Origin of the sequence: Streptomyces sp. NPDC001914, assembly GCF_042891215.1 — a bacterium.
In the GTDB taxonomy this organism is placed as follows: Bacteria; Actinomycetota; Actinomycetes; order Streptomycetales; family Streptomycetaceae; genus Streptomyces.
Genome location: NZ_JBIASW010000014.1, coordinates 95739 through 116333, shown reverse-complemented (window position 1 = coordinate 116333; position 20595 = coordinate 95739). Strand labels below are relative to the sequence as shown.

General features: G+C 72.0%; 20 protein-coding genes. 13 read left to right on the top strand and 7 right to left on the bottom strand.

The genetic code is table 11. From position 1 onward, the window contains the following. Positions 1 to 118: 118 nt before the first annotated feature. Positions 119 to 1564: a sensor histidine kinase gene (locus tag ACFYYF_RS31755; RefSeq protein WP_388780926.1), complete on the top strand. Its 1446-nt coding sequence runs from the start codon at positions 119 to 121 to the stop codon at positions 1562 to 1564. Next, entirely contained in the window at positions 1561 to 2310 is a 750-nt protein-coding gene (locus tag ACFYYF_RS31750; protein WP_388780925.1) for a response regulator, read from the top strand. The genes ACFYYF_RS31755 and ACFYYF_RS31750 overlap by 4 nt, the downstream gene beginning before the upstream one ends. Positions 2311 to 2338: 28 nt before the next feature. On the opposite strand, the gene ACFYYF_RS31745 is transcribed toward ACFYYF_RS31750, so the two are convergent. The 3 genes from ACFYYF_RS31745 to ACFYYF_RS31735 all read right to left on the bottom strand — a co-directional run bounded on the left by ACFYYF_RS31745 (position 2339) and on the right by ACFYYF_RS31735 (position 6624). Further along, positions 2339 to 3016 (bottom strand): hypothetical protein, encoded by a 678-nt coding sequence (locus ACFYYF_RS31745; protein ID WP_388780924.1) that lies wholly within the window; start codon positions 3014 to 3016, stop codon positions 2339 to 2341. 30 nt (positions 3017 to 3046) lie between these two features. After that, a complete protein-coding gene (locus tag ACFYYF_RS31740) occupies positions 3047 to 4186 on the bottom strand; it encodes a winged helix DNA-binding domain-containing protein (protein WP_388780923.1) in 1140 nt (379 codons plus the stop codon). Positions 4187 to 4365: 179 nt separating this feature from the next. After that, on the bottom strand, positions 4366 to 6624 hold the full coding sequence (locus ACFYYF_RS31735) for a HEAT repeat domain-containing protein (protein WP_388780922.1): 2259 nt from the start codon (positions 6622 to 6624) through the stop codon (positions 4366 to 4368). 194 nt (positions 6625 to 6818) lie between these two features. Here ACFYYF_RS31735 and ACFYYF_RS31730 point away from each other — a divergent pair, with 194 nt between their 5' ends. The 3 genes from ACFYYF_RS31730 to ACFYYF_RS31720 all read left to right on the top strand — a co-directional run bounded on the left by ACFYYF_RS31730 (position 6819) and on the right by ACFYYF_RS31720 (position 9494). Next, positions 6819 to 7580, top strand: a complete 762-nt coding sequence (locus ACFYYF_RS31730; protein WP_388780921.1) for a hypothetical protein — start codon at positions 6819 to 6821, stop codon at positions 7578 to 7580. A 119-nt stretch (positions 7581 to 7699) separates the two neighbouring features. Further along, entirely contained in the window at positions 7700 to 8515 is an 816-nt protein-coding gene (locus ACFYYF_RS31725) for a DUF4239 domain-containing protein (RefSeq protein WP_388780920.1), read from the top strand. A 52-nt stretch (positions 8516 to 8567) separates the two neighbouring features. Continuing rightward, a complete protein-coding gene (locus ACFYYF_RS31720) occupies positions 8568 to 9494 on the top strand; it encodes an aminoglycoside phosphotransferase family protein (RefSeq protein ID WP_388780919.1) in 927 nt (308 codons plus the stop codon). Here the strand turns inward: ACFYYF_RS31720 and ACFYYF_RS31715 are convergent. Continuing rightward, the gene (locus ACFYYF_RS31715; RefSeq protein ID WP_388780918.1) at positions 9472 to 10377 is read right to left on the bottom strand and encodes a hypothetical protein; all 906 of its coding nucleotides are present in this window, start codon (positions 10375 to 10377) and stop codon (positions 9472 to 9474) included. The two genes, ACFYYF_RS31720 and ACFYYF_RS31715, sit on opposite strands and share 23 nt — an antisense overlap. 254 nt (positions 10378 to 10631) lie before the next feature. Here ACFYYF_RS31715 and ACFYYF_RS31710 point away from each other — a divergent pair, with 254 nt between their 5' ends. Further along, positions 10632 to 11351 carry a VOC family protein gene (locus tag ACFYYF_RS31710; protein ID WP_388780917.1) on the top strand — a complete coding sequence of 240 codons (720 nt, stop codon included), beginning with the start codon at positions 10632 to 10634 and terminating at the stop codon, positions 11349 to 11351. Positions 11352 to 11504: 153 nt separating this feature from the next. Here the strand turns inward: ACFYYF_RS31710 and ACFYYF_RS31705 are convergent, their stop codons facing one another. Then, entirely contained in the window at positions 11505 to 12428 is a 924-nt protein-coding gene (locus tag ACFYYF_RS31705; RefSeq protein ID WP_388780916.1) for an EamA family transporter, read from the bottom strand. Positions 12429 to 12467: 39 nt separating this feature from the next. Here ACFYYF_RS31705 and ACFYYF_RS31700 point away from each other — a divergent pair, with 39 nt between their 5' ends. The 4 genes from ACFYYF_RS31700 (at position 12468) to ACFYYF_RS31685 (ending at position 14551) form a co-directional block, all read left to right on the top strand. Beyond that, on the top strand, positions 12468 to 13046 hold the full coding sequence (locus tag ACFYYF_RS31700; protein ID WP_388780915.1) for a MarR family winged helix-turn-helix transcriptional regulator: 579 nt from the start codon (positions 12468 to 12470) through the stop codon (positions 13044 to 13046). Positions 13047 to 13097: 51 nt separating this feature from the next. Further along, positions 13098 to 13796: a VOC family protein gene (locus ACFYYF_RS31695; RefSeq protein ID WP_388780914.1), complete on the top strand. Its 699-nt coding sequence runs from the start codon at positions 13098 to 13100 to the stop codon at positions 13794 to 13796. A gap of 120 nt (positions 13797 to 13916) precedes the next feature. Next, positions 13917 to 14168: a hypothetical protein gene (locus ACFYYF_RS31690; protein ID WP_388780913.1), complete on the top strand. Its 252-nt coding sequence runs from the start codon at positions 13917 to 13919 to the stop codon at positions 14166 to 14168. A 5-nt stretch (positions 14169 to 14173) separates the two neighbouring features. Next, positions 14174 to 14551: a toxin Doc gene (locus ACFYYF_RS31685; RefSeq protein ID WP_361690412.1), complete on the top strand. Its 378-nt coding sequence runs from the start codon at positions 14174 to 14176 to the stop codon at positions 14549 to 14551. 72 nt (positions 14552 to 14623) lie between these two features. Here ACFYYF_RS31685 and ACFYYF_RS31680 read toward each other — a convergent pair whose 3' ends face one another. Both ACFYYF_RS31680 and ACFYYF_RS31675 read right to left on the bottom strand, forming a co-directional pair. After that, positions 14624 to 15127, bottom strand: coding sequence for a hypothetical protein (locus ACFYYF_RS31680; protein ID WP_388780912.1), 504 nt, complete (start codon positions 15125 to 15127; stop codon positions 14624 to 14626). Between the two features lie 150 nt (positions 15128 to 15277). After that, positions 15278 to 15802 carry a hypothetical protein gene (locus ACFYYF_RS31675; RefSeq protein ID WP_388780911.1) on the bottom strand — a complete coding sequence of 175 codons (525 nt, stop codon included), beginning with the start codon at positions 15800 to 15802 and terminating at the stop codon, positions 15278 to 15280. Between the two features lie 144 nt (positions 15803 to 15946). Here ACFYYF_RS31675 and ACFYYF_RS31670 point away from each other — a divergent pair, with 144 nt between their 5' ends. The 3 genes from ACFYYF_RS31670 to ACFYYF_RS31660 all read left to right on the top strand — a co-directional run bounded on the left by ACFYYF_RS31670 (position 15947) and on the right by ACFYYF_RS31660 (position 20560). Next, positions 15947 to 17062 (top strand): MerR family transcriptional regulator, encoded by a 1116-nt coding sequence (locus ACFYYF_RS31670; protein WP_388780910.1) that lies wholly within the window; start codon positions 15947 to 15949, stop codon positions 17060 to 17062. Positions 17063 to 17342: 280 nt separating this feature from the next. Further along, entirely contained in the window at positions 17343 to 19943 is a 2601-nt protein-coding gene (rph, locus tag ACFYYF_RS31665) for a rifamycin-inactivating phosphotransferase (protein ID WP_388780909.1), read from the top strand. A gap of 86 nt (positions 19944 to 20029) precedes the next feature. Continuing rightward, positions 20030 to 20560 (top strand): hypothetical protein, encoded by a 531-nt coding sequence (locus tag ACFYYF_RS31660; RefSeq protein WP_388780908.1) that lies wholly within the window; start codon positions 20030 to 20032, stop codon positions 20558 to 20560. Positions 20561 to 20595: the final 35 nt, after the last annotated feature.

Here is a 20595-nt window from a genome sequence, read left to right as displayed (position 1 = left end):
GGCCCTCCCCGCGGAGGACCCGGCGGCGGGGTCATCCTCGAGGAGTACGCCTGGCGGACAGGTGCGGCGGTCACGCAGACGGACGTGGTCCCGTGCCACGGGACCGCACAATGTGCGGATGGAGAAGGAGGACCCGTACGGGCGGCCGCACGACACGTCGCCCGCGGGCACACGGCGGGAAGGGCCCGGCCCGTGGCGGGAGCGACCTGGCCACTGGCGGGAGCGGGCCGACCACTGGCGGGAGCGGGCCGGCGACGTGCTGCGGCCCCGGACGTGGTGGGCGCACGTCCGGGACGCGATGCGGCCCGAGGGCGAACCCGCCCCGCTGTCCCGGCGGGCGGTGCGCCTGGACGTCGTGCTGGCGGTCGTCCTGACCGTCGTCGCGCTCGTCGTGGCGGCCCGCTACCCCGGGGACGGACCGGTACGGATCAGCTCCCGGGCCGTGACCGAGGGCCGGGACGCGATCCCCTACCCCCCGGCCGCCCCTGAACCCGGGCCGATGTTCGAGCCGGCGACCGAGCCCAGATCCGGGTCCTGGGTCCTGGTGGTGCTGTCGGCGCTGCCGCTGGCGGCCCGGCGCAGATATCCGCTGCTCGCGTTCGGAGTCATCGCCACCGCCGTACTGGCCCTGGCCGACGGCGTCTCCTGGATCAACGTGCTGACCTGCAGTGTCGCGGCGTACGGAGCGGTCGCGCACAGCCGCTACCGGACGCGGGCCCTGGCGGGTCTGATCGTCGCGGCCGTGCTCGCGGGTCTCGCGTTCCGGAACGCGGATCCCATGCTTCCCGGCTGGTCCAGTCCCGCCGTGGTGCTCCTGGTCGTCGGGGTGCTGGCCAGCCTCGTCCGGCTCGGGCGCCTGCGGCTGGAGGCCAGCCGGAGGCGTTTCACGGACCTCCAGCAGGCCCAGGAGAAGGCCATGCGCCGGGCCGTGGAGGAGGAGCGCGCCCGCATAGCCGCCGAGCTCCACGACGTCGTCACCCACAATGTGAGCGTGATGGTGATTCAGGCGGGCGCGGCGCGCAAGGTGATGGACGCGGCGCCGGAGCGGTCCAAGGAGGCACTGCTGGCGGTGGAGGCCGGGGGCCGCGCCGCCATGGCCGAACTCCGCCATGTGATGGGCCTGCTGTCGGGCGCGGAGGCGGGCGCCGACACCCCCGCCGACGGTCTGGAGCCGCAGCCCGGCCTCGGGCAGCTCGACGCCCTCGCCGAGCGGGTGCGGGCCGCCGGGACTCCGGTGGGTCTGACGGTGTCGCTGCCTCCGGTGCCGCTGCCGCCCGGGGTGGAACTCACTGCGTACCGCGTCGTCCAGGAGGCGCTGACCAACACGATCAAGCACGCGGCGGGCGCCGGCGCGGCGGTGTCGATCGGCTACTCCGGTTCCTGGCTGGAGATAGAGGTCACCGACACGGGAGCCGTACGGGACTCGCCCCCGGTGGACGGCAACGGCCGCGGGCTGATCGGGCTGCGCGAGCGGCTGGCGGTCTACGGCGGCAGGCTCACCGCCGGTCCCACGGTGTCCGGCGGATACCAGGTCACCGCGCGCGTCCCGTGGGAGGCGGTGTGAACGGGCCGGTCCTGCGTGCCGTCATCGCGGACGACCAGGCCCTGGTGCGTACCGGTTTCGGGATGATCCTCGCCGCCGACGGCATCGAGGTGGTGGCCGAGGCGGCGGACGGCGCCGAGGCCGTCGACGCCGTCGCGCGTACGCGTCCGGACGTCGTCCTCATGGACATCCGGATGCCGCGCATGGACGGCATCGAGGCCACCCGGCGCATCCTGGCCGGCAGCCCCTACGACACCGACGGAACCGGGGGCTGCGAGGGCTCCGAGGACCTCGGGGGCACCCGGGGCTCCGAGGGCACCCGGGTCATCATCCTCACGACCTACGACCTCGACCACTACGTCTACGCGGCGCTCACCGCCGGAGCGAGCGGCTTCCTGCTCAAGGACGTCACCCCCGAACACCTCGTGGCCGCCGTGCGCCTCGTGCGCTCGGGCGACGCGCTGCTCGCGCCCACCATCACCCGCAGGCTGATCGAGCGCTTCGCGCACCGCGAGGAGTCCCCGCGGACCGGACTGCACCGCGATCTGGCGGGGCTGACCCCGCGCGAACTGGAGGTGCTGCGCCTGCTGGCGACCGGCCTCAGCAACGCCGAACTCGCGGACCGACTGTTCCTCAGCCCGACCACGGTGAAGACGCACGTGGGCCGCATCCTGTCGAAGCTCGATCTGCGGGACCGGGTACAGGCCGTCGTCCTCGCCTACGAGAGCGGGCTGATCTCCCCGCAGGGGCCGCCCGGCACCGGATGAGGTCCTGCGGACAACTTCCCCGTACGGATCAGGAGTTCACAGTCCGCAGGAAGCTGTCGGCGTCTTCGGGTTCGGCCAGGCGGCCCAGCTCCAGCCAGGAGCCGTCGGGGAAGCACAGCCGGAACGTGGCGAACCCCCGCGGCTGACCGGCCTCGCTCTCCACACGGACTTCGGAAGACGGGTACTCCGTGACGATCCGGAAGTCGTCCGCCTTCGTGGGGGACAGCCTGCGGCGCGGAGACGCGGCCAAGCAGACTCGGTCGCGGGCCAGCATGACCAGACGCTTCGGGCTGGGCGACTGCGTGTACCAGCCCAGGAGCAGCCGGCCCGCGGTCAGGTTCCAGTCACCGTCGAAGACGCCGTCGGCCGGATCCTCCCCGCCGCGACCGTTCGTCCCTCGACCGCCGTCAACGGACGTCCGGCCCCCAGTAGTTGGGCGGTTTCGCGTGGACCTCGCCGACCGCTTCCCGTCGAGACGGTCGCCGAGCTTGTCGATCAGCATCATCGGGACGACCACGAAGAAGAACGCGACCGCCCCGACGTACAGCAGCCAGTGGTGTCCCGGCTTCAGCCGGCCCTTGCCGGCGACTCGGTGGACGTCCGCGGGCGGCTCGGGGATCCTCTTGTGGATCTCGCACCAGACCACGGCCGTGGGGTCCTCCCCCAGGATCGACCGCACCCGCCGCTGAACCTTGCGCTTCGCCATACGAGCAATCCTAGGAGGCCGCGAAGTTCGTCAGCCCTTGACCGTCCTGCTCTCGGCGGCGGGGATCCCCTTGTCCCACCAGTGGTTGTAGCGGCTGTACGGGGCAGGGTCCCGGTCCGCGAGCAGGGCGGCGAGCTTCTCCGCCTCCTCGGTCAGCCCCCGCCAGGCCGCCTTGCCGAGCGTGCGGAACGCGGTCAGTTCCAGGCCTCCGTCAGCAGTCCGCCATACCCCGGCGACCTGGCCGTCGACGAGCAGGGTGGGCAGGGTGTCGCCGTTGCGCCGCACGACGAGCGGCCGGTACTCCTGGGGCATGAGACGTCCGGGCAGGGCGTGGGCCAGCAGCGTGCTGTCCCACATCGGCAGCAGCCTCGGCGGCGCGGGGGTGTCCTCCGCGGGTACGGCGGCGTCCGGCAGGTCGTAGAGGGCGGTGCGCGAGGGCCCGGGGACCCGCACCACCTGGTCACCCAGCTCGCTCAGCGCCTGAGTGATCACGGGGCGTCCCAGCAGCGTGAACCGCGCGAAGTCCTGTGCCGACGCCGGTCCGAACGCCCGGAGATGGGCGAGCAGGAGCCGCCGCACCCCCGCCGCCGCGTCCTTCGTCTCGCCCTCCGGGTCGACGGCCGAGGCGAGATAGGTGTTCGGCAGCTTGAAGGACCACGGACCGCCGGTCGGGGTGTGCTGGATGGGCGCGTACGTCTTCAGGGCCCACCACAGGCGGCGCGCGTGTTCGCCGAAGTCCGCGGTGAACTCCGCCTCCACGTCGGCTCCCGTGTGGGGGCGCGCCAGGAACTCGGCGAGGCGCGGGAGCAGCACGTCTGCGTCGTCGTCGGTCAGCTCGGTCGAGGTGTAGCGGCGGTCGTACAGGCGCGACGCCCGCAGACTCCGGACCATGGCGGCGTGGTACGGCGCGTAGTCGTCGGCGTGGACGGCGTGCAGGGTGATCCGCATGAGGCTCGCCTTCACGATCCGGCGGTCCCTGAACGCTGCGTCGAGATCCTCGGGCGCGAACCCCTCCACGCGGTTCCACAGGGCCAGGTACGGTGACGCGGGTGACTGTGCCTGGACGGCGCAGACCTGGCGCACCGCCTCCGCCACGTCCAGGCGCCTTCGCTCCAGGAGGAGTTGACGGTCCAGGGTCGCCAGGGTGAGCTGCCGCGAGGTGAGGGTCACCCCCTGATTATCCCGCCCGGTCGCCCGCCCGGGGCATGGACGGCATCTGGCTCACCCCCGGCTCCGGCAGCGCTGCTCCGCGCGCGGCGCCGCCCCTGAGACTCCGGCCTCCTCCGGCGCGGACCGCTCGGCCTCGGCGAGTGCCGCGCGCAGGCGCGGCGACAACGGGACGACGGCGCTCACCCACGTATCACCCCGGACCGGCCGGGAGCGTGGTCGTCCGGACGGTTCAAGTTCGCGGCACAGGCACGGAACTCGATGTCGTCGTGAATGATCTCGCTGTGGCTGCCCGATCCCACGATGCGGCGGTCCCCGTCGGCGAGCGCCCGGACGCGGTCGAGTTGGGCGGCGGTGAGCGCCGCGGGGCCGATCGCGGCGAGGGCGTCGAGTGCGGCCAGGGCGGAGGGCAGACGCGCGCCGGGTCTCACCGCCGGGAGGACGCGGTCGACGAGGTCGGTGAGCAGGACACCGGCGGGTCGGTCACTGCCCGGGTGCACGGCCACCAACGCTCGCGCGGCCGCCACCGCCGTGTCCGGCCGGTCGAGCATCGCCAGCAGGTGGGGAACGGCGGGCGTGGCACGCGGGCCGAGGCGAGTGGCGAGTTCGGCCGCGCTGTTAGCCGCCCGGTGACCCCATGGCCGGCCGGCCTGGGCCAGGCCCTCCAGGATCACGGGCAGCACGATCTCCTGATCTCCGGTCAGCTCCCACACGACGCCGGCCGCCGCCAGCCCGGCTTGGAACGCGGTACCACTCGTCCGCGTGTCGGCCGGCTCGGCCGCCATCGCCGAGAGCTGGGACAGCAGCGGGCGGGCCTGTTCTCCGAGCGTGGCGGCGGCCCGGACCCACTGGTCGCGCGGCTCGCTCAGCTCGCCGAGCGCCGGTCCAAGGACGGCGAACAGGGCACCCGTGTCGCCCGTCAGAGCGTGGAGCGCGGTCGCGGCGCCCAGACGGCCCGCCCGGGAACCGGTTCCTGCGGCCGATCGCAGGGCGACGATCACGTGGGCGTCGCGCTCCGCGTCGGCGACGGCGGCGAGCGCCCGGCCCGCCACGGCGGGGCGTTGCGGCAGCACGTCCAGTAGTTCGGGCAGCGCGGCACGGGCGGAGCGCCCCCAGCCGGCCAGGAGTCCCGTGAGGTAGACCGGTTCGTTCACGGCCACGAGCCCGCCCTCGAACAACGAGCCGCGCTTACGCCCGCGCGCGCCGTCGGCCGTCACCGCGGCCAGCCGCGCGCGGACCGAGTCGAGCAACGCCGCCGTGCACGGCAGAGGAGCCGGCGGTCGTCGCGTGGTCGCACGTGCCCAGGCGGCTTCCAGAGCGAGCGGCCGCTGTTCCAGATGAAGCGCGAGGAGATCCGACGCTTCGGGCGCCCCCAGCGACACCAGTGCCGCCAGAGCGCAGTCGGCCATGTCGCTCGCCCCGTCGGCGAGCACGAGCAGTGCCGGAACCGCCTGTGGAGCGGGCTCGCCCCATTGGCACACCGCCTCAAGAACATCACCGGCGGTGGCCTCGCTGTCCAGGAGAGGCAGCATCGCCGGCAGCAGCCGCGCGGGCGCGCTCCTGGAGCACAGGGCGAGCGCCTCCGCCGCCCAGGTCGCCTCGGTGACCGCCGGCCGGGGGTCGGCCTCGACGCCTGCCGCCCGCACGGCACGTTCCAGCGCCTCGACGACGACCTCGATCGCCGCGTCAATGCTGCCACGCTCGTACAGGCCGGCGGCCAGGGCCCGCAATGGCGCCCGTTCCCAGAGGCTGTCCGCCGTGTGCCGCTTCAGCGGCGCCAGAGCCGCCACGGCCGCGGCGAGCTCACCGTCCCAGGGTCTGCCGGTGTCCACGGCGGCCAGGAGGCCCGCCACACGGACCGGCGAAGCCTCCGATGCGTCCAGGGCGGCCGCGCACAGTCGTTCCGCCGAAGCCCGGTCGACCCGGACGGACGCGCTCACCACATCGGCGCGCACCACCGGATCTGTTTCCGTCTCCCAGCGCCACCGCAACGCCGCGGACGCGTCCGGGGCCGCCGCCGGCCCGCACTGGCCCACGACCCAGGCCGCCCAATGCCGCACTTCGGGATCGTCGTCCGAGAGCAGAGGCACGAGCAGCGGCACCTGCGCCACGACGGCGGCGCGTGCCGCACCGGGCCGGACCAAACCGCGTTCGTCCGTGCTCTCCGCGACGGCGCCCAAGAGGCCGAGCAACTCCTTGCGACGGACGCCCGCGGCCGCGAGACGCGCCATGAAGGGGACCGCCACCACCGTGGCCTCGTACACCGAACCCTGGTGCACGAGGCCGCTCCACAACTCCTGCTCGGCCTCCGCCGCGTTCTCCTCGTCGTCGCCGATGAGCGCGCGCAGCAGACCGGGGACGTCATCGGCCGGGCCGTAGGCATGCTCCACTTCCGCCCAGGCCACCCGGTCGAGGTCCGCGAACACATCGGCAAGATCCATGCGTCGGATACTGCCAGAGGGGTCTGACAACGCCACCGGCCACGTCGTGGAGGCGCCGTGCCCCCTACACCCACCCCGCGAACCTCCGCCGAGACGAGGGGCATCACCCCTGACGCGCCGTCAGGGTCGGGTCAGGGCCGAGGCGGGGACGTCACGGATGGCGGCTGCCCGGTCACGGTCGGCAGGCTGTGGTCATGTTGAACACGACTCCCGATGACCGCCGTCCCTCACTCCCCCGTCGCGCCGCTCTCGCTCTCGCGGGAGCCGCCGCCCTGACCGGGCTCGTGGGGGCGTACACCCCGGGCTTCGCCGCCACCGAACCGAGTTCCACCACCCCGACGTCCGCCACCGACTTCAGCGACTGCCCCGCCCTTCCGGCCGGAGCGGACCCGGCGCGCTGGCGATGCGAAGTCCACACGGCAGCACCCCGGTTGACGATGGGGAAGGTCGACGTGACACTCGCCCCGATCACCATGACGCACGCCGAGGGGCCGATGCCGGACGGCACCAAGGCACAGGTGTGGGGTGCGATGCACAGCGCGCCCACCTCCGTTCCGGGCGGCATCACCGGGACCACCACCGGCGAGCACGCCCGGCGGCTTCGCCTGGCGATCAAGCCGGAGTACGGAGGCCGGTCCGACTTCTACACCGGCCAGTTCAGCCTCAAGTTCCGGCTGGTGAGCCCGCTTCTGCCGCACGGATGCACCGTGGGCGTGAGCACGCCGGTCGACTTCCGGCTCAAGCGGTCCGGCCCCTCGAAGTGGGTCTCCCAGGATCCCCCGATCATCGAGTTCTCGGCGTACGACGACACCTTCACCGCCCCCGCGGCCGAACACTGCGGGCCCCTGACGGGACCGCTCAACCGTCGACTGGGGCTCCCTGCGTCGAGCGGGAACCTGATGAGCTACGACGCGACCTACACGTTCCGCATGTACGACCAACTGCCGTCCGCGTAGGGCCGGGGCCGGCCGGGACGCGCGCGCACGGGGTCCGGCGGAATCGGTCTCTCACCCGGTGGTGTGAACTTGCCGGCCGCACCCGTAGCGGCTGATCAACTCCGTGCGTTTGGGCAGTCGTGTCCGCTCTCGACTCCCCGCACCTCTCGCTCTGGCTGCTCAACCACTTCAGCACCTTCACCCTGGCCGTCGTCATCGTCGGCGGGACCGTCCTCCTCGCCGTCGGCGGCAGTGTGCTGCTGCGCCGCAAGTACCCCTCGGTGGCCCGCGGTGAACACAACGAGATGGTCGGAGTGACCCTCGGAATGTTCGGCGCGATCTACGGGATCATCCTCGCCTTCGTCATCGTCACCCTCTGGACCCAACTGGAGGACACCCAGACCATCGTCGCCTCCGAGGCCACCGACGCGGCGCTCATCGCCCGGGACGCCGCCGCGTTCCCGGCGCCGGTCCGTGCCGGTCTCGACACCGCGATGAACGGCTACGTCCACGCGGTGGTCGAGGACCAGTGGCCCCGGATGCGCACGGGAGATCCCAGCTACGGGGCCACGGAGTCCCACCTCCGATCCGCCTTCCAGGTACTCCAGGAGTACGACCCGAAGAGCCAGAGCGAGCAGGTCTTCTACGAGGAGGCCGTCAACCATCTCAACGACGTCGCCTCCCAGCGCCGCGCCCGCATCACCATGGCGCGCCAGGAACTCCCCTCACTGCTCCAGGTCTTGGCCTTCGGTGGCGCGCTCGTCCTGATCCCGCTCACGTTCCTCTACGGCATGCGCAAACTGAGGGTCCAGATCCTCTTCGTCGCCTCGGTCGCCGGGCTCGTCGGCTTCAGCCTGCTCCTGGTCTTCGTCCTGGACCGCCCGTTCGCCGGCGAACTCAGCGTCACCCCCGCCCCGTTCAGGGAAGGGGCTCTCGCCCAGTACTGGACCGGGTGAGGCGGCCCCGAGGCCGTCCGCGAACAGCGCTGCTCAACTACCTTTGTTCTACATGGCATCCACCGAGTCCACCGAACCGGACATCACAGAGGACCTGATCCGGGAGCTGTTGCGGGAGCAGCGTCCCGACCTGGCGGATCTTCCCCTGAAGGTCGGAGCGCGCGGCTGGGACAACCAGGTGTGGCGGCTCGGCGACGACCTCGCGGTCCGGTTGCCCTGGGCGTCGCAGTCCGCGGACGCGCTGCTGCGTAAGGAGCATGCCTGGGTACCCCGCCTGGCCCCGCTCCTTCCGCTGCGGATTCCCGTCCCGCAGTACCTCGGCGAGCCCGGCGCACGGTTCGCCCGGCCCTGGCTGGTCACCACGTGGGTGCCGGGCGAGCCCGCCGACCGCGCCCCCGCGGCCCACCCCGCGGACTCGGCCCTCGCCCTGGCAACCTTCCTGACCGCGCTCCACCGGCCCGCCCCCGAGGAGGCGCCCGAGGGCCGGGACCGCGGGGGCCCGCTGGCTGACACCGCCGAGCACTTCACCAGGGCACTCGCCTCCGCCACCGAGCTGGGGCTCGTCCACGACCCGGCCGCCGTCCGCGCCGTCTGGGAGGACGCGGCCGCCGCGCCCGAGTGGACCGGCCCGCGTATCTGGCTCCACGGCGACCTGCACCCGGCCAACGTCCTCACCACGCAGGGCACCCTCTCCGGCGTGATCGACTTCGGCGACCTCTTCGCCGGCGACCCCGCCTTCGATCTCGCCGCCGCGTGGATCCTGCTGCCGGACGGCGCCGTCGACCGCTTCCACGAGGCCTACGTTCCGAGCCCGGACCCCGCCACTCTCCGCCGTGCCCGCGGCTGGGCGGTGCTGCGGGCCCTCGCCTGCTTGCACATCGCTGACGCGGGCCGCCGCGGACTCCCGGGAGGCAAGCCCAGTTGGGGCCCGCCCGCCCAGGCCTCCCTGCGACGGCTCACCGCCCGGCAGCTGGCGTGAGCAGGTCCTTGTAGGGCGTGAACTGGAACTGGAGCGGCGGGGCCATGTCACCGAAGGACCCGACGAACGCGCCTGGTGAGCCGGCCAGTTCGCGCCGCAGCCGCTCCGCCGTGTCGTCGCCGGTCAGGCCGGGCGCGAGTGCGGCGCAGAGCCGTACGCCGGCATGCGGATCGGAGAGCCAGGGGCGCGTCTCGCCGCCGAGACCGCCGACGGCGATCAAGATCGTCGCCCGGTCGTACGGGGTTCCGGCGGCCTGCGCCATCGACGTCAACCGGGCCAGCAGCGCCGGACGTTGTCCCGACGCCGAGGGGTGCCGGGCCAGTGAGCCGACGGCCGCGGCGGCACACGTCCTGCGCCGGGCCCGCTCCGACGTGAGGTGCGGCAGCGTTCGTCGCAGGAACGCGGGAACCAGGTCGAAGCAGGCGAGCGCCGCCTGGTCGAGGACGAGTTCGCCCCACCCCGTGCCGTCCCGCCACATGCGGGCCCGGACTTCGGCGTCGGCCGACAGGTAGTGGTCGATCCAGGATCTCACCTCCGCCGCACGGTCCTCGGCCAGGGAACGGATCTCCGGCGCCCGTTCGCCGAGGTCGGCCGCGACGCCGACCACGTACAGGTAGGCGAGCATCGCGTCCGGCAGTGAGGGATCGTCGGGCCCCAGCAGCGGATCGTCCAGGAGTTCGGCGACCAGCAGCGCGGTGGGCGCCGTCGCGGGCCAGGCCTTGCCTTCCCGGCGGAGCGTCGTCGACCACAGGTGCGTGTACCCGTCGACGAAAGCCTTCGCGTCGTCCCCGAGGAGTGCCGCAAGACGGCGCGGGGTGTCGGAGGCCGGCCCCTCGGCATGGAACAGTCCCGACCAGTCCACGTCATCCATGCGATCGACCACGTGCGGATGGTGCCACATCTGTCCGACCGGATCGCTTCGGCCAGGGCGCACGAAGAATCGACCGCACGAGGGATCGGCCGCACGGGCGCATCGGGGTGTGTGACTTCAGAGGGAGGGCGGATGCCCTCATGGAGTGATCGGGGCTTCCTCGCGGCGGAAACTCGGATGCGGTTCCCGCGCGGCCCTCCCTATGCTGCACGCGCGCGGAGGGCAAGGCCTCGAACCGACCGTCGGCCGATCGGAGTTGCACAGGTATGACCAGTCAGCTGTTCGCGATCTCTTTCAACGCGACCCGGCCTTCGGACCTGGCACGGTTCTGGTCCGGGCTCCTGGGCTGGGAGCCGGCCGACGACGGGCCGCAGGACGGTGTCGCGATCGTGTCGCCCGACAAGGCCGGGTTCCGCATCCGCTTCCTGCCGAGCGAGGAGCCCAAGAACGGCCGGAACCGCGCGCACTTCGACCTCACGAGCGCCTCCCCGGAGGATCAGCGGCGGACGGTCGCCCGGGCCCTGGAACTCGGCGGCGAGCACTTCGACGTCGGCCAGCTCCCGGAAGAGGAACACGTGGTGCTGGCCGATCCGGACGGCAACGAGTTCTGTGTCATCGAGGCGGGCAACAAGTTCCTCGCCGACACCGGGGTCATCGGCGCGCTGGCCTGCGACGGTACGCAGGAGGTCGGCTACTTCTGGAGCGAGGCCCTGCAGTGGCCGCTGGTCTGGGACCAGGACCAGGAGACGGCGATCCAGTCGCCGGACGGCGGCACGAAGATCACCTGGGGTGGCCCCCCGGTGGCCCCGAAGACGGGCACGAACAGGCTGTTCTTCGAGCTGACGCTCCCCGCGGGCACCGAGCGGGAGGCCGAGGTGGACCGACTGGTCTCGCTCGGCGCGACGCGTACATCCACCGGCGAGGGCCCCGGCGACCGCGTGCTGATGCTCGACCCCGACGGCAACGAGTTCTCCGTACAGCGGTAGCAACAGCGGCAGTGGGCCGGGCCGTTCGCTCGCTTTACGGTCCCGGGCCCGGCTGATCGCGGGCTCCTCCCCCACGTACGACATCGCCGCGCTCGCCAGGAAGCCGGCTCAACCGAGGCCGGCTCAACCGAGGCCGGCTCGAAGGAGGCAGGCTCAACGGCGAACCGCGCGTGGTCGTGGACCTCTCACGCGTTCCGGGTGAGGTGGCATCCGGCCCGTGTCGCGCCGGTCCGCGCGTCTGGGCCGGCCCAGGACGACTCCGGCCAGGACCAGGACGAGGCCGCCCAGCTGCTGGAGGGTCAGCGCCTCTTTCGCGACCACCGTGCCGAGCAGGACGCCGGTGACGGGATTGAGCAGTCCGATCAGTCCTACGGTTCCGGTGGGCAGATGCCGCAGCCCGGTGAACCAGGCGGCGAAGGCCAGCGCGGTGGCGATCAGGGTGACGTAGCCGAAGGCGAGGAGCGTCGGCCCGGAGAGCGCGGGCGGACGGCCTTCCACTCCGGCGGCGACCGGCAGCAGGATCAGTCCTCCTGCGGTGAGCTGCCAGGCGGTCGAGGCGAGCACGTCGACACCCGTGCTCCACCGTTTGGCCAGGATGTACCCGAAGGACGACACCAGCATCGCGGCGGCCGAGGCGAGGACTCCCGGGACGCTCACCGCCTTCACCCCGGAGAGCAGCATCAGGCAGACCCCGCCGAGCCCGATCGCGGCGCCGGCCAGGTGGGTGCCCCGGGGCCGCTCGGAGACCAGGGGCCAGGCGATGAGCATCATCGTCAGCGGGGCCACCGCCATGACGGTCGAGGCCACACTCGTCGGCAGGAGCTGGGAGGCGGCGTAGACGAGGACGAAGAACACGCTCATGTTGAGGAGCCCGAGCACGGCGGACCGCCACCACCACGCGCCGCGTGGCAGCCGTCTGCACAGGGCCAGCAGGACGAGGCCCGCGGGCAGTGCCCGCAGCGCGGCCCCGTAGAGGGGTCGGTCGGCCGGCAGGAACTCGTGCGTCACGAAGTAGTTGGTCCCCCAGGCCACCGGCGCGACCGCGGTCAGGGCCACCCATCGCATATTACCTTCCATGGAAGCTAATATAACTTCCCGGGAAGCTAATATGAAGCCATGGAGCATGGTGAATCTCAGGAGCACGGCGAGACCCAGGGGCATGGCGAGACCCAGGGGCATGGCGAGTCTCAGGACCGCGTGGCCCGCATCCAGGCCGAGTGGCGTCGCGAGCGACCCGACGTCGACATCACGCCACAGGGAGTGATCGGCCGCTTGCACCGCCTGGCCGACCGGCTCACCGAGGAGCTGCGCCTCGTGTACGACCGTTACGGTCTGAGCGAGGGCGAGTTCGACGTCCTGTGCGCACTGCGCCGGGCCGGTGAACCCTACGAGCGGGCGCCCGGGGAACTCGCGGCCCACACCATGGTCACCACCGGCGCGATGACGAAGAGGATCGACCGCCTGGAGCGGGCCGGACTCGTCACCCGGCGCCGTTCCGACGACGACCAGCGCGGCCGGATCGTCGCCCTCACCGAGCCAGGCCGCGAACTGATCGACCGGGCGTTCACCGACCACATGCGCAACGAACGCCACCTGCTGGACTCACTGACGACAGCCGAGGCCGGCTCGCTGGAAGCGCTCCTCACCACCTGGCTCTCCCGCATGGACGATCCGCGCCCTCCCCTCGGCGCATGACGAGGTGCCGCGAGGGCGAGGACTGTCGGCGTCGCACGCTACGTTGGCGGCATGATCGAGGGCGAGAACAGGACCGAGCACATCAGGCCGCAGCGCTTCCACGAGACCGCGGGCCTCGAGGACTGGCGCGTGGTCGGCGAGGGGGCGTGCGCCTACTTCAGGACCGGGTCGTTCGCGATGGGCGCCCAACTCGTGCGGGCCATCGGCGAATTGCCGGGGGTCGTCGACGACCACCCGGACGTGGACCTGCGCCGGGAGGGTGTGACCGTACGGCTGATCACCCTCACGGACGACTACTACGGACTGACCGAGCGGCACATCGACCTCGCCGGACAGATCTCGGCGCTCGCGCGCTCCCTGGACATCACGGCCGATCCGTCCGCCGTCCAGACCGTCCAGGTCACCGTGGACGCGCTCTCCGGCGCCGACGTGGTGCCGTTCTGGCGTGCCCTGCTCGGCTACCGGAACCGCGCGGACAGCGGCGAGGACCTGGTCGACCCGGGCGGCCGCGGAGCGCCGTTCTACTTCCAGGCGATGGACACCCCGAGGCCGCAGCGCAACCGCGTCCACATCGACGTGTGGGTGCCGTACGACCAGGCCGAGGCACGGATCGCCGCGGCCCTGGCGGCCGGCGGGCGCCTGGTGAGCGACGCCGACGCCCCGTCGAACTGGGTACTGGCCGACCCCGAGGGCAACGAGGCCTGCGTCGGCGCGGCCGGCCCACCGGTGCCGCCCGGCGAGCAGCGATAGGCGCGCCGGAGCGGGTCCCCGCCACTCCAGCGTCCACCCGGGTACCGCTGGAGTCACCCCATACACACTGGCTGAGCTGGGATGATTGAGGTCGGGGCACCTCAGCGGTACCCTGCCGTCATGGCAGCACTCAACGTGGAATTCTCCGACGCGGAACTCGCCGACCTGCGGGCCATCGCCCAGGAGCAGAACATGCCGATGAAGGCGTTCGTGAGGGCGTCCACCGCGAACGCGATCGCCCACCACCGTGCGCTCCAGGAGGGCGCGGCGGTCTTCCAGAGCGTCTTCCACGATCCCGCGCTGGCCGACGCCATCGCCGCGGCGGGCATCGACGACGGTCCGGTCGCCCGTACGACGGACAGGGCTGCCTGAGACCGATGGCACCCGTCGTCCACATCGACGTGCGCTGGCTCCTGCGGCAGCACGAAGCGGCACTCCCCGACCAGCCCCACATCAGCGACTTCTCCGCGCTCGTCGCGGCGGTGGCGCGCCACCGCGTGGACCCGCCCCGCCTGGGCGTCGATCCCGACGCTTCGTGGCGCGCGGCCGCCCTGCTGCACACGCTGCTCCTGCTGCGGCCGCTCCCCTCGCTCAACGTCCGCTTCGCGTGCGCCGTCACCATCGCCTACATGCACGCCAGCGGCGAGGGACTCGACAGCCCGTACGGCGAACTCGTCGAACTGTGCAAGGACCTCATCGCAGGCAAGAACGACGTGTTCGGCGCGGCCGACGTGATCCGCTCCAGGCGCATCTGACGACCTGACCCGACCCGGGCGCTCACCTCTCGCACGACGGCGCGAGGCCCCGCTCCGGCGCGACGCCCTGCCCTAGGGGGCCGGCTCGCGGCAACGGGCGTCGTCCCGGGACCGCCAAGAGGCCGGAGGTGCGGCGCGTGCGCGTGCGAGCAGCCAGGCACTCGCCTCCACCAGTCCCACCGCGGCATCGAGCGGTGTCGTGAAGGTCTCCGCCCACTCGGCGAGCGTATGACCACCGCAGTCCGGCCCCCGGTCGCACACGACCAGGACCTCGGCCTCGACCTCCCAGGGAGGGCCCCCTCGAAGGTCCCAGAGGCACCGGCGCGGAAAGCACAGGTCGGCGGTGAAGCCGACTCCCTCCGCCTCGGCGGCGGCGAAGATCCCAGCCGCCACGATCCCCTCAGTCCGCCGGTACTCGAAGCCGCCGCCCGCCCTGCCCTCAGGCACACCGAGGTGCCGGGTCAGCTCCCGGACGTGCGCGTCGGCCTCGGACAGGGCGTCGAGGACCGGCTCGAGGTCCCGCACCTCCGGGAAGACCCACCGCAGGTCACCTCGGCTCAGTGGGATGGCGTCCATGCGCCCGAGTCTGGTCCATCAAAGCGCGGGAGAGGAAGACGGGCGGGAAAGTTGGAGGAGCGGGAGAGGAAGACGAGCGGGACGTGGGCCGGGACGCAGAACGGCTCGCACGGGGGTGAGAACCAGGGCCCCGCCGCGGCATCGACCGGCTCATCGCTCCGGGCGCAGACCTCCCTGTTCCGACGCTCGTTGCAGGGCCGGTACGAACTCCGGGTTCGCCTGGAGGACGAGGATCGGCACGGTCCTGGCGCCGCGCCGCACCAGTTCGAACCGGTGGAAGGTGAGCAGGGGCGACAGGTTCGAGATGTGCGTCAGTTCGGCGATCCCGTCCCACGGAACGACGTGCTTCACCTGACCGAACAGCCCGGTGACGGCGAGACCTCCGGTGTGGATGTGACATACGCGCACGCCGGCCCTCAGGGACAGCCGGCTCCACACGAACCGCAACGCGATCAGGCCGGCGATCACGGCGATCGCGATCAGTCCCTTGGAGAGGCCGCCGTGGGGCCTCTTGAAGATCAGGAATCCCAGAAAGACGAGAAGGAAGGCCACGATCATGCGCCGGAACATCTGCAGCACCGCACCCGTCGCACCGGCTATCGGGTAACTCCCGCGTCTCTCACCGAGTTCCGCCGTACTCCTGGCACCCCGCACCATGCCGTCCCCCCTGGTCATCGGCTCCGTCCCACGGAACCGATCACCGCGGAACGGGTCAACTATCAAGGGACGCAACGACGTTGGCAAGACCGTGGCTGACGAGACCCGGTGTGGGGCACCCGCCTTGACCCTCACACGACGTGATGCCGCATGGTCGGTGGCATGGAGGAACACCTGACCGTGGGACGCGTGGCGGAGCTGGCCGGCGTGAGCGTCCGCACGCTGCACCACTACGACGAGATCGGCCTCGTACGGCCCTCCGCGCGGACCTCGGCCGGTTACCGGGCCTACGCGGCGGCAGATGTGGAGCGGCTGCGCGAGGTGCTCGCCTACCGGCGGCTCGGCTTCGGACTGAGGGAGATCGCGGATCTGGTCGACGACCCGGCCACCGACGCGGTCGCGCACCTGCACCGGTTGCGCGGCCTGCTGCTGGATCAACGCGACCGTGCCGCGGCCATGGTGATGGCGATAGACAGGGAACTGGAGGCACGGGCCATGGGGATCAGGACGACTCCGGAGGAACAACTGACCATGCTCGGAGCGAAGTTGTACGACGTGATCGGCTCCGCCTATCCGGCGACGCGGCGGACCGAGCCGCGGATCGCGGCGCGGGTCTGGGAGGCGCTCGGGGATGCCCGGACGGTACTGAACGTCGGCGCCGGCACCGGCTCGTACGAGCCCCGGGACCGCCAGGTGACCGCGGTGGAACCGTCGGCGGTCATGCGGGCCCAGCGCCCCGCGGACGCGGCGCCGTGCGTGGCCGCGAGCGCGGAGAACCTTCCGTTCGAGGACGGGTCCTTCGACGCGGCGATGGCGTTCAGCACCGTCCACCACTGGCAGGACCCGATCGCCGGGCTGCGCGAGATGCGGCGCGTGGCCCGCCGCGTGGTGGTGGTCACGTACGACGCCGGAAGCCCGGCCTGGCGTGAGCGGTTCTGGCTCGTCCGGGACTACCTGCCCGAGTTCGCCGACCTTCTCGTCGACTGGCCTTCCCTCGCCGACCTGACCGGCGCCATCGGGGGCCGTGCGGAGCCGGTGCTCATTCCGTGGGACTGCGCCGACGGATTCTTCGAGGCCTACTGGCGCAGGCCCGAGGCGTACCTGGACGAACCCGTGCGCCGCGCGGTGTCCGTATGGACCAGGGTCGGGCCGGAGGCCGAGCGCCGTGCGGTGGCGCACCTGCGCGACGACCTGTCCTCGGGCCGGTGGGCCGAGCGCAACCGCGACCTCGTCGCCCTCGACGCGGCGGAACTCGGACTCCGCCTGCTCGTGGCGTGAAACGACAAAGGCAAGGAGAGCCCTCTCCTTGCCTGTCTCAACGTATAGCGCACTGGGGGGCTTGCCGCAAGGCCCCGGTCACCCCGCACAATCGTCGCTCCATGCCAGGTCCCGCGAGAGTGCGGGTACGCGCCGCCCGACCGGCGGAGCGGCCGGACACCGTGTGAGCGGGAAGGCAAGCAGGGACGACGACGTGCACGGCAAGAGGTTCGACAGAGTTGGGGCACCAGTGACCGGACAGCGCAGCACGACACGGCACAGCCGCCTCGGAGGCATCGCGATGACGGAGCAGTACGTGCTGGACCTTCAGGAGGTCGACCGGACGCGGGTCGCGGCCGTCGGCGGCAAGGGCGCCCATCTGGGCAGCCTGTCGGAGACCGAAGGCGTCCGTGTACCGGCGGGTTTCTGCGTGACGACGGACGCCTTCCGCAGGATCATGGCTGAGACGCCGTCGCTCGGCGACCGGCTCGACGCGTTGTCGCGCGTGGACCCGGACGACCGGGAGGCGATCCGCACGCTCAGCGCGCAGATCCGGACGGCCGTCGAGGAGACCGCCGTTCCGGAGGACATCGCTGCCGCGATCACCGGCGCCCTCGCCCGGCACGGCGACGAACGGGCGGCCTACGCCGTCCGGTCCAGCGCGACGGCGGAGGACCTGCCGACGGCCTCCTTCGCCGGCCAGCAGGACACGTATCTCAACATCGTGGGGCGGGCGGAGATCCTGCGGCACATCAGCCGGTGCTGGGCATCGCTGTTCACCGAGCGGGCGGTGACCTACCGCCGGCGCAACGGCATCGACGACCGTACGGTCCACATGGCCGTGGTCGTGCAGAGGATGGTGTTCCCGGAGGCGTCCGGCATCCTGTTCACGGCCGACCCCGTCACGGGCAACCGGAAGGTCGCCACCGTGGACGCCGGGTTCGGTCTCGGCGAGGCGCTGGTCTCCGGACTGGTGAACCCGGACGTCTTCAAGGTGCGGGACGACGAGGTCGTGGAGCGGACGATCGGCTCCAAACAGCGTGCCGTTCAGGCCCTGCCGGCCGGTGGCACACGGGAAGTGGCGATCGACGCACGGCGGCGGGAGCAGCCGGCGCTGACGGATGAGCAGGCCGTACGACTCGTGCGGCTGGGGCGGCGGATCGAAGCGCGCTTCGGCCGTCCGCAGGACATCGAATGGTGCCTGGCCGACGACGAGTTCCTGATCGTGCAGAGCCGCCCGGTCACGACCCTGTTCCCCGTCCCGAAGGCCGACGACGGGGAGAACCACGTCTACGCCTCCGTCGGACATCAGCAGATGATGACCGACGCGATGAAGCCTCTCGGGTACTCCCTGTGGCAGCTCACGGCGATGGTGCCCATGCACGAGGCCGGCGGGAGGCTGTTCGTCGACGTCACCCGGCGGCTGGCCTCGCCCGCGAGCCGCGCCGCCCTCCTGGACGTCATGGGGAAGGGGGATCCGCTGGTCAGAAACGCGCTGGAGACCGTCCTCGACCGCGACGACTTCGTCCCCTCGCTCCCCGATCCGGCTCCCGGCCGACCCGCGGCGGACAGCGGGTCCACCCCGGCCGAGGCCGATCCCGCGATCGTCACCGAACTCATCGAGCGGAGCCGCGCCTCCGTCGCCGCCCTGGAGCGGGACATCCGCACCAGGACGGGACCGGCGCTGTTCGACTTCCTGCTGGAGGCCTTCGAGGAGCACAAGCGGGTCCTCGGCGACCCGCTGAACATGCGGGCGATCATGGCGGGGATGGAGGCCACCTGGTGGCTCAACGAGAAGCTGCTGGAGTGGCTGGGCGAGAAGAACGCGGCTGACACGCTGACGCTGTCCGCTCCCGACAACATCACCTCGGAGATGGGCCTGGACCTGCTCGACGTCGCCGACGTGGTCCGCTCCCGGCCGGAGGTGGTGGCGTTCCTGGAAGGCGTCGACGACGACGGTTTCCTGGACGAGCTGCCGAAGCTCGCGGGCGGGACCGAGGTCCGCGACGCCGTCGAGGCCTACCTCGACCGGTACGGCATGCGCTGTGTCGGCGAGATCGACATCACGCGGCCACGGTGGCGCGAGCGCCCCGCCACGCTCGTGCCCGTGATCCTCGACAACGTCAGGAACTTCGGTCCTGGCGCGGCCGGGCGGCGCTTCGAACAGGGGCGGCACCGGGCGCTGGAGAAGGAGCGGGACGTGCTGGCGCGCCTGCGGGCGCAGCCGGACGGGGACTCCAGGGCGGACACGGCGAAGCGGATGATCGACCAGGTCAGGGCCTTCGCCGGGTACCGGGAGTACCCGAAGTACGGCATCGTCAGCCGGTCCTTCGTCTACAAGCGGGCTCTGCTGGAGGAGGCCGAGCGCCTGGTCCGGGCGGACGTGCTCACCGACAAGGAGGACGTCTTCTACCTCACGTTCCAGGAATTCCACGACGCCGTCCGCGCGAACCGGGTGGACCACGGGCTCGTCCAGGAGCGCAAGGAGGCGTTCCGCTCGTACCAGGGGCTCACACCGCCGCGGGTGCTCACCTCGGACGGTGAGGCCGTCACCGGGGCCTACCGGCGTGACGACGCACCCGAAGGCGCCCTGGTCGGTCTGCCGGTGTCCGCCGGGACGATCGAGGGAAGGGCGCGCGTCATCCTGGACATGGCGGACGCCGACCTGGAACCGGGCGACATCCTGGTCACGCCCTTCACCGACCCCAGCTGGTCGCCATTGTTCGTCGCGGTCGCCGGCCTGGTCACGGAGGTCGGCGGGCTGATGACCCATGGCGCGGTGATCGCCCGGGAGTACGGTCTGCCGGCGGTGGTGGGCGTGGAGGGGGCCACCCGTCTGATCCCGGACGGCCGGCGGATCCGCGTGCACGGCACCGACGGGTACGTCGAACTCCTGCCCTGACCGGCCACCGCGCCGGGAAGCGGCCGCGCGCGGTGCGGCCGCTTCCCGCCTCGGCCGCGCGCCGACGGAGCCGGTACGGTTCGATCATGTCCGCGTTTCTTCAGCAACTCCCCGCTCTCGTAGGCGTCGTGATCGGCGCGCTGGGTTCGTATCTGGCCCTCGCCCGCAGCGACCGCGAGCGCTTCAAGCGCGATCAGGCGGGCCGGTGGGAGGAGCGGCGCCTCGCCGTGTACTCGGAGTACGCGCGGTCCCTGAAGAAATCGGTGACCCTCACCTACCGCGTCGCCGCCCACCTGGGCAACGACCCGCATCCGCACCCGTTGACCCTGGCCGAGGCCGAACCGCTCCTGGCCCGGGCCACCGACGACCGCGATCCTCCGGGAGAGGCCCTGCTCATGCTGGGCAGCCGCGAAGTGGTGGACCAGGCCCGGACATGGGTCACCGTGGTCATGGAGATGGAACGCTTCCAGCGCTCGGGCACCCGCGATCCACAGGCCTGGCAGGCACTCCTCGAACGCCAACGCGCCGGCCGCGAAGGCTACTACGCGGCCGTACGCGAAGATCTCCAACTGCCTCCGGGGCACCCGGGCCGCTGGCGGACGACGCCGCAGGCGTGACGCCTGGTCCAACTCCGGCTGTGCTCGGCCGACTC

What these genes read in the sequence shown, in the direction of transcription:
- ACFYYF_RS31735 (WP_388780922.1), bottom strand. Translation starts at nt 6,624, where the DNA reads ATGGATCTTGCCGATGTGTTCGCGGACCTCGACCGGGTGGCCTGGGCG.
- ACFYYF_RS31700 (WP_388780915.1), top strand. Translation starts at nt 12,468, where the DNA reads ATGGAGCATGGTGAATCTCAGGAGCACGGCGAGACCCAGGGGCATGGC.
- ACFYYF_RS31710 (WP_388780917.1), top strand. Translation starts at nt 10,632, where the DNA reads ATGACCAGTCAGCTGTTCGCGATCTCTTTCAACGCGACCCGGCCTTCG.
- ACFYYF_RS31660 (WP_388780908.1), top strand. Translation starts at nt 20,030, where the DNA reads ATGTCCGCGTTTCTTCAGCAACTCCCCGCTCTCGTAGGCGTCGTGATC.
- ACFYYF_RS31675 (WP_388780911.1), bottom strand. Translation starts at nt 15,802, where the DNA reads ATGACCAGGGGGGACGGCATGGTGCGGGGTGCCAGGAGTACGGCGGAA.
- ACFYYF_RS31670 (WP_388780910.1), top strand. Translation starts at nt 15,947, where the DNA reads ATGGAGGAACACCTGACCGTGGGACGCGTGGCGGAGCTGGCCGGCGTG.
- ACFYYF_RS31690 (WP_388780913.1), top strand. Translation starts at nt 13,917, where the DNA reads ATGGCAGCACTCAACGTGGAATTCTCCGACGCGGAACTCGCCGACCTG.
- rph (WP_388780909.1), top strand. Translation starts at nt 17,343, where the DNA reads ATGACGGAGCAGTACGTGCTGGACCTTCAGGAGGTCGACCGGACGCGG.
- ACFYYF_RS31685 (WP_361690412.1), top strand. Translation starts at nt 14,174, where the DNA reads ATGGCACCCGTCGTCCACATCGACGTGCGCTGGCTCCTGCGGCAGCAC.
- ACFYYF_RS31730 (WP_388780921.1), top strand. Translation starts at nt 6,819, where the DNA reads ATGTTGAACACGACTCCCGATGACCGCCGTCCCTCACTCCCCCGTCGC.
- ACFYYF_RS31745 (WP_388780924.1), bottom strand. Translation starts at nt 3,016, where the DNA reads ATGGCGAAGCGCAAGGTTCAGCGGCGGGTGCGGTCGATCCTGGGGGAG.
- ACFYYF_RS31720 (WP_388780919.1), top strand. Translation starts at nt 8,568, where the DNA reads ATGGCATCCACCGAGTCCACCGAACCGGACATCACAGAGGACCTGATC.
- ACFYYF_RS31755 (WP_388780926.1), top strand. Translation starts at nt 119, where the DNA reads ATGGAGAAGGAGGACCCGTACGGGCGGCCGCACGACACGTCGCCCGCG.
- ACFYYF_RS31680 (WP_388780912.1), bottom strand. Translation starts at nt 15,127, where the DNA reads ATGGACGCCATCCCACTGAGCCGAGGTGACCTGCGGTGGGTCTTCCCG.
- ACFYYF_RS31705 (WP_388780916.1), bottom strand. Translation starts at nt 12,428, where the DNA reads ATGGAAGGTAATATGCGATGGGTGGCCCTGACCGCGGTCGCGCCGGTG.
- ACFYYF_RS31695 (WP_388780914.1), top strand. Translation starts at nt 13,098, where the DNA reads ATGATCGAGGGCGAGAACAGGACCGAGCACATCAGGCCGCAGCGCTTC.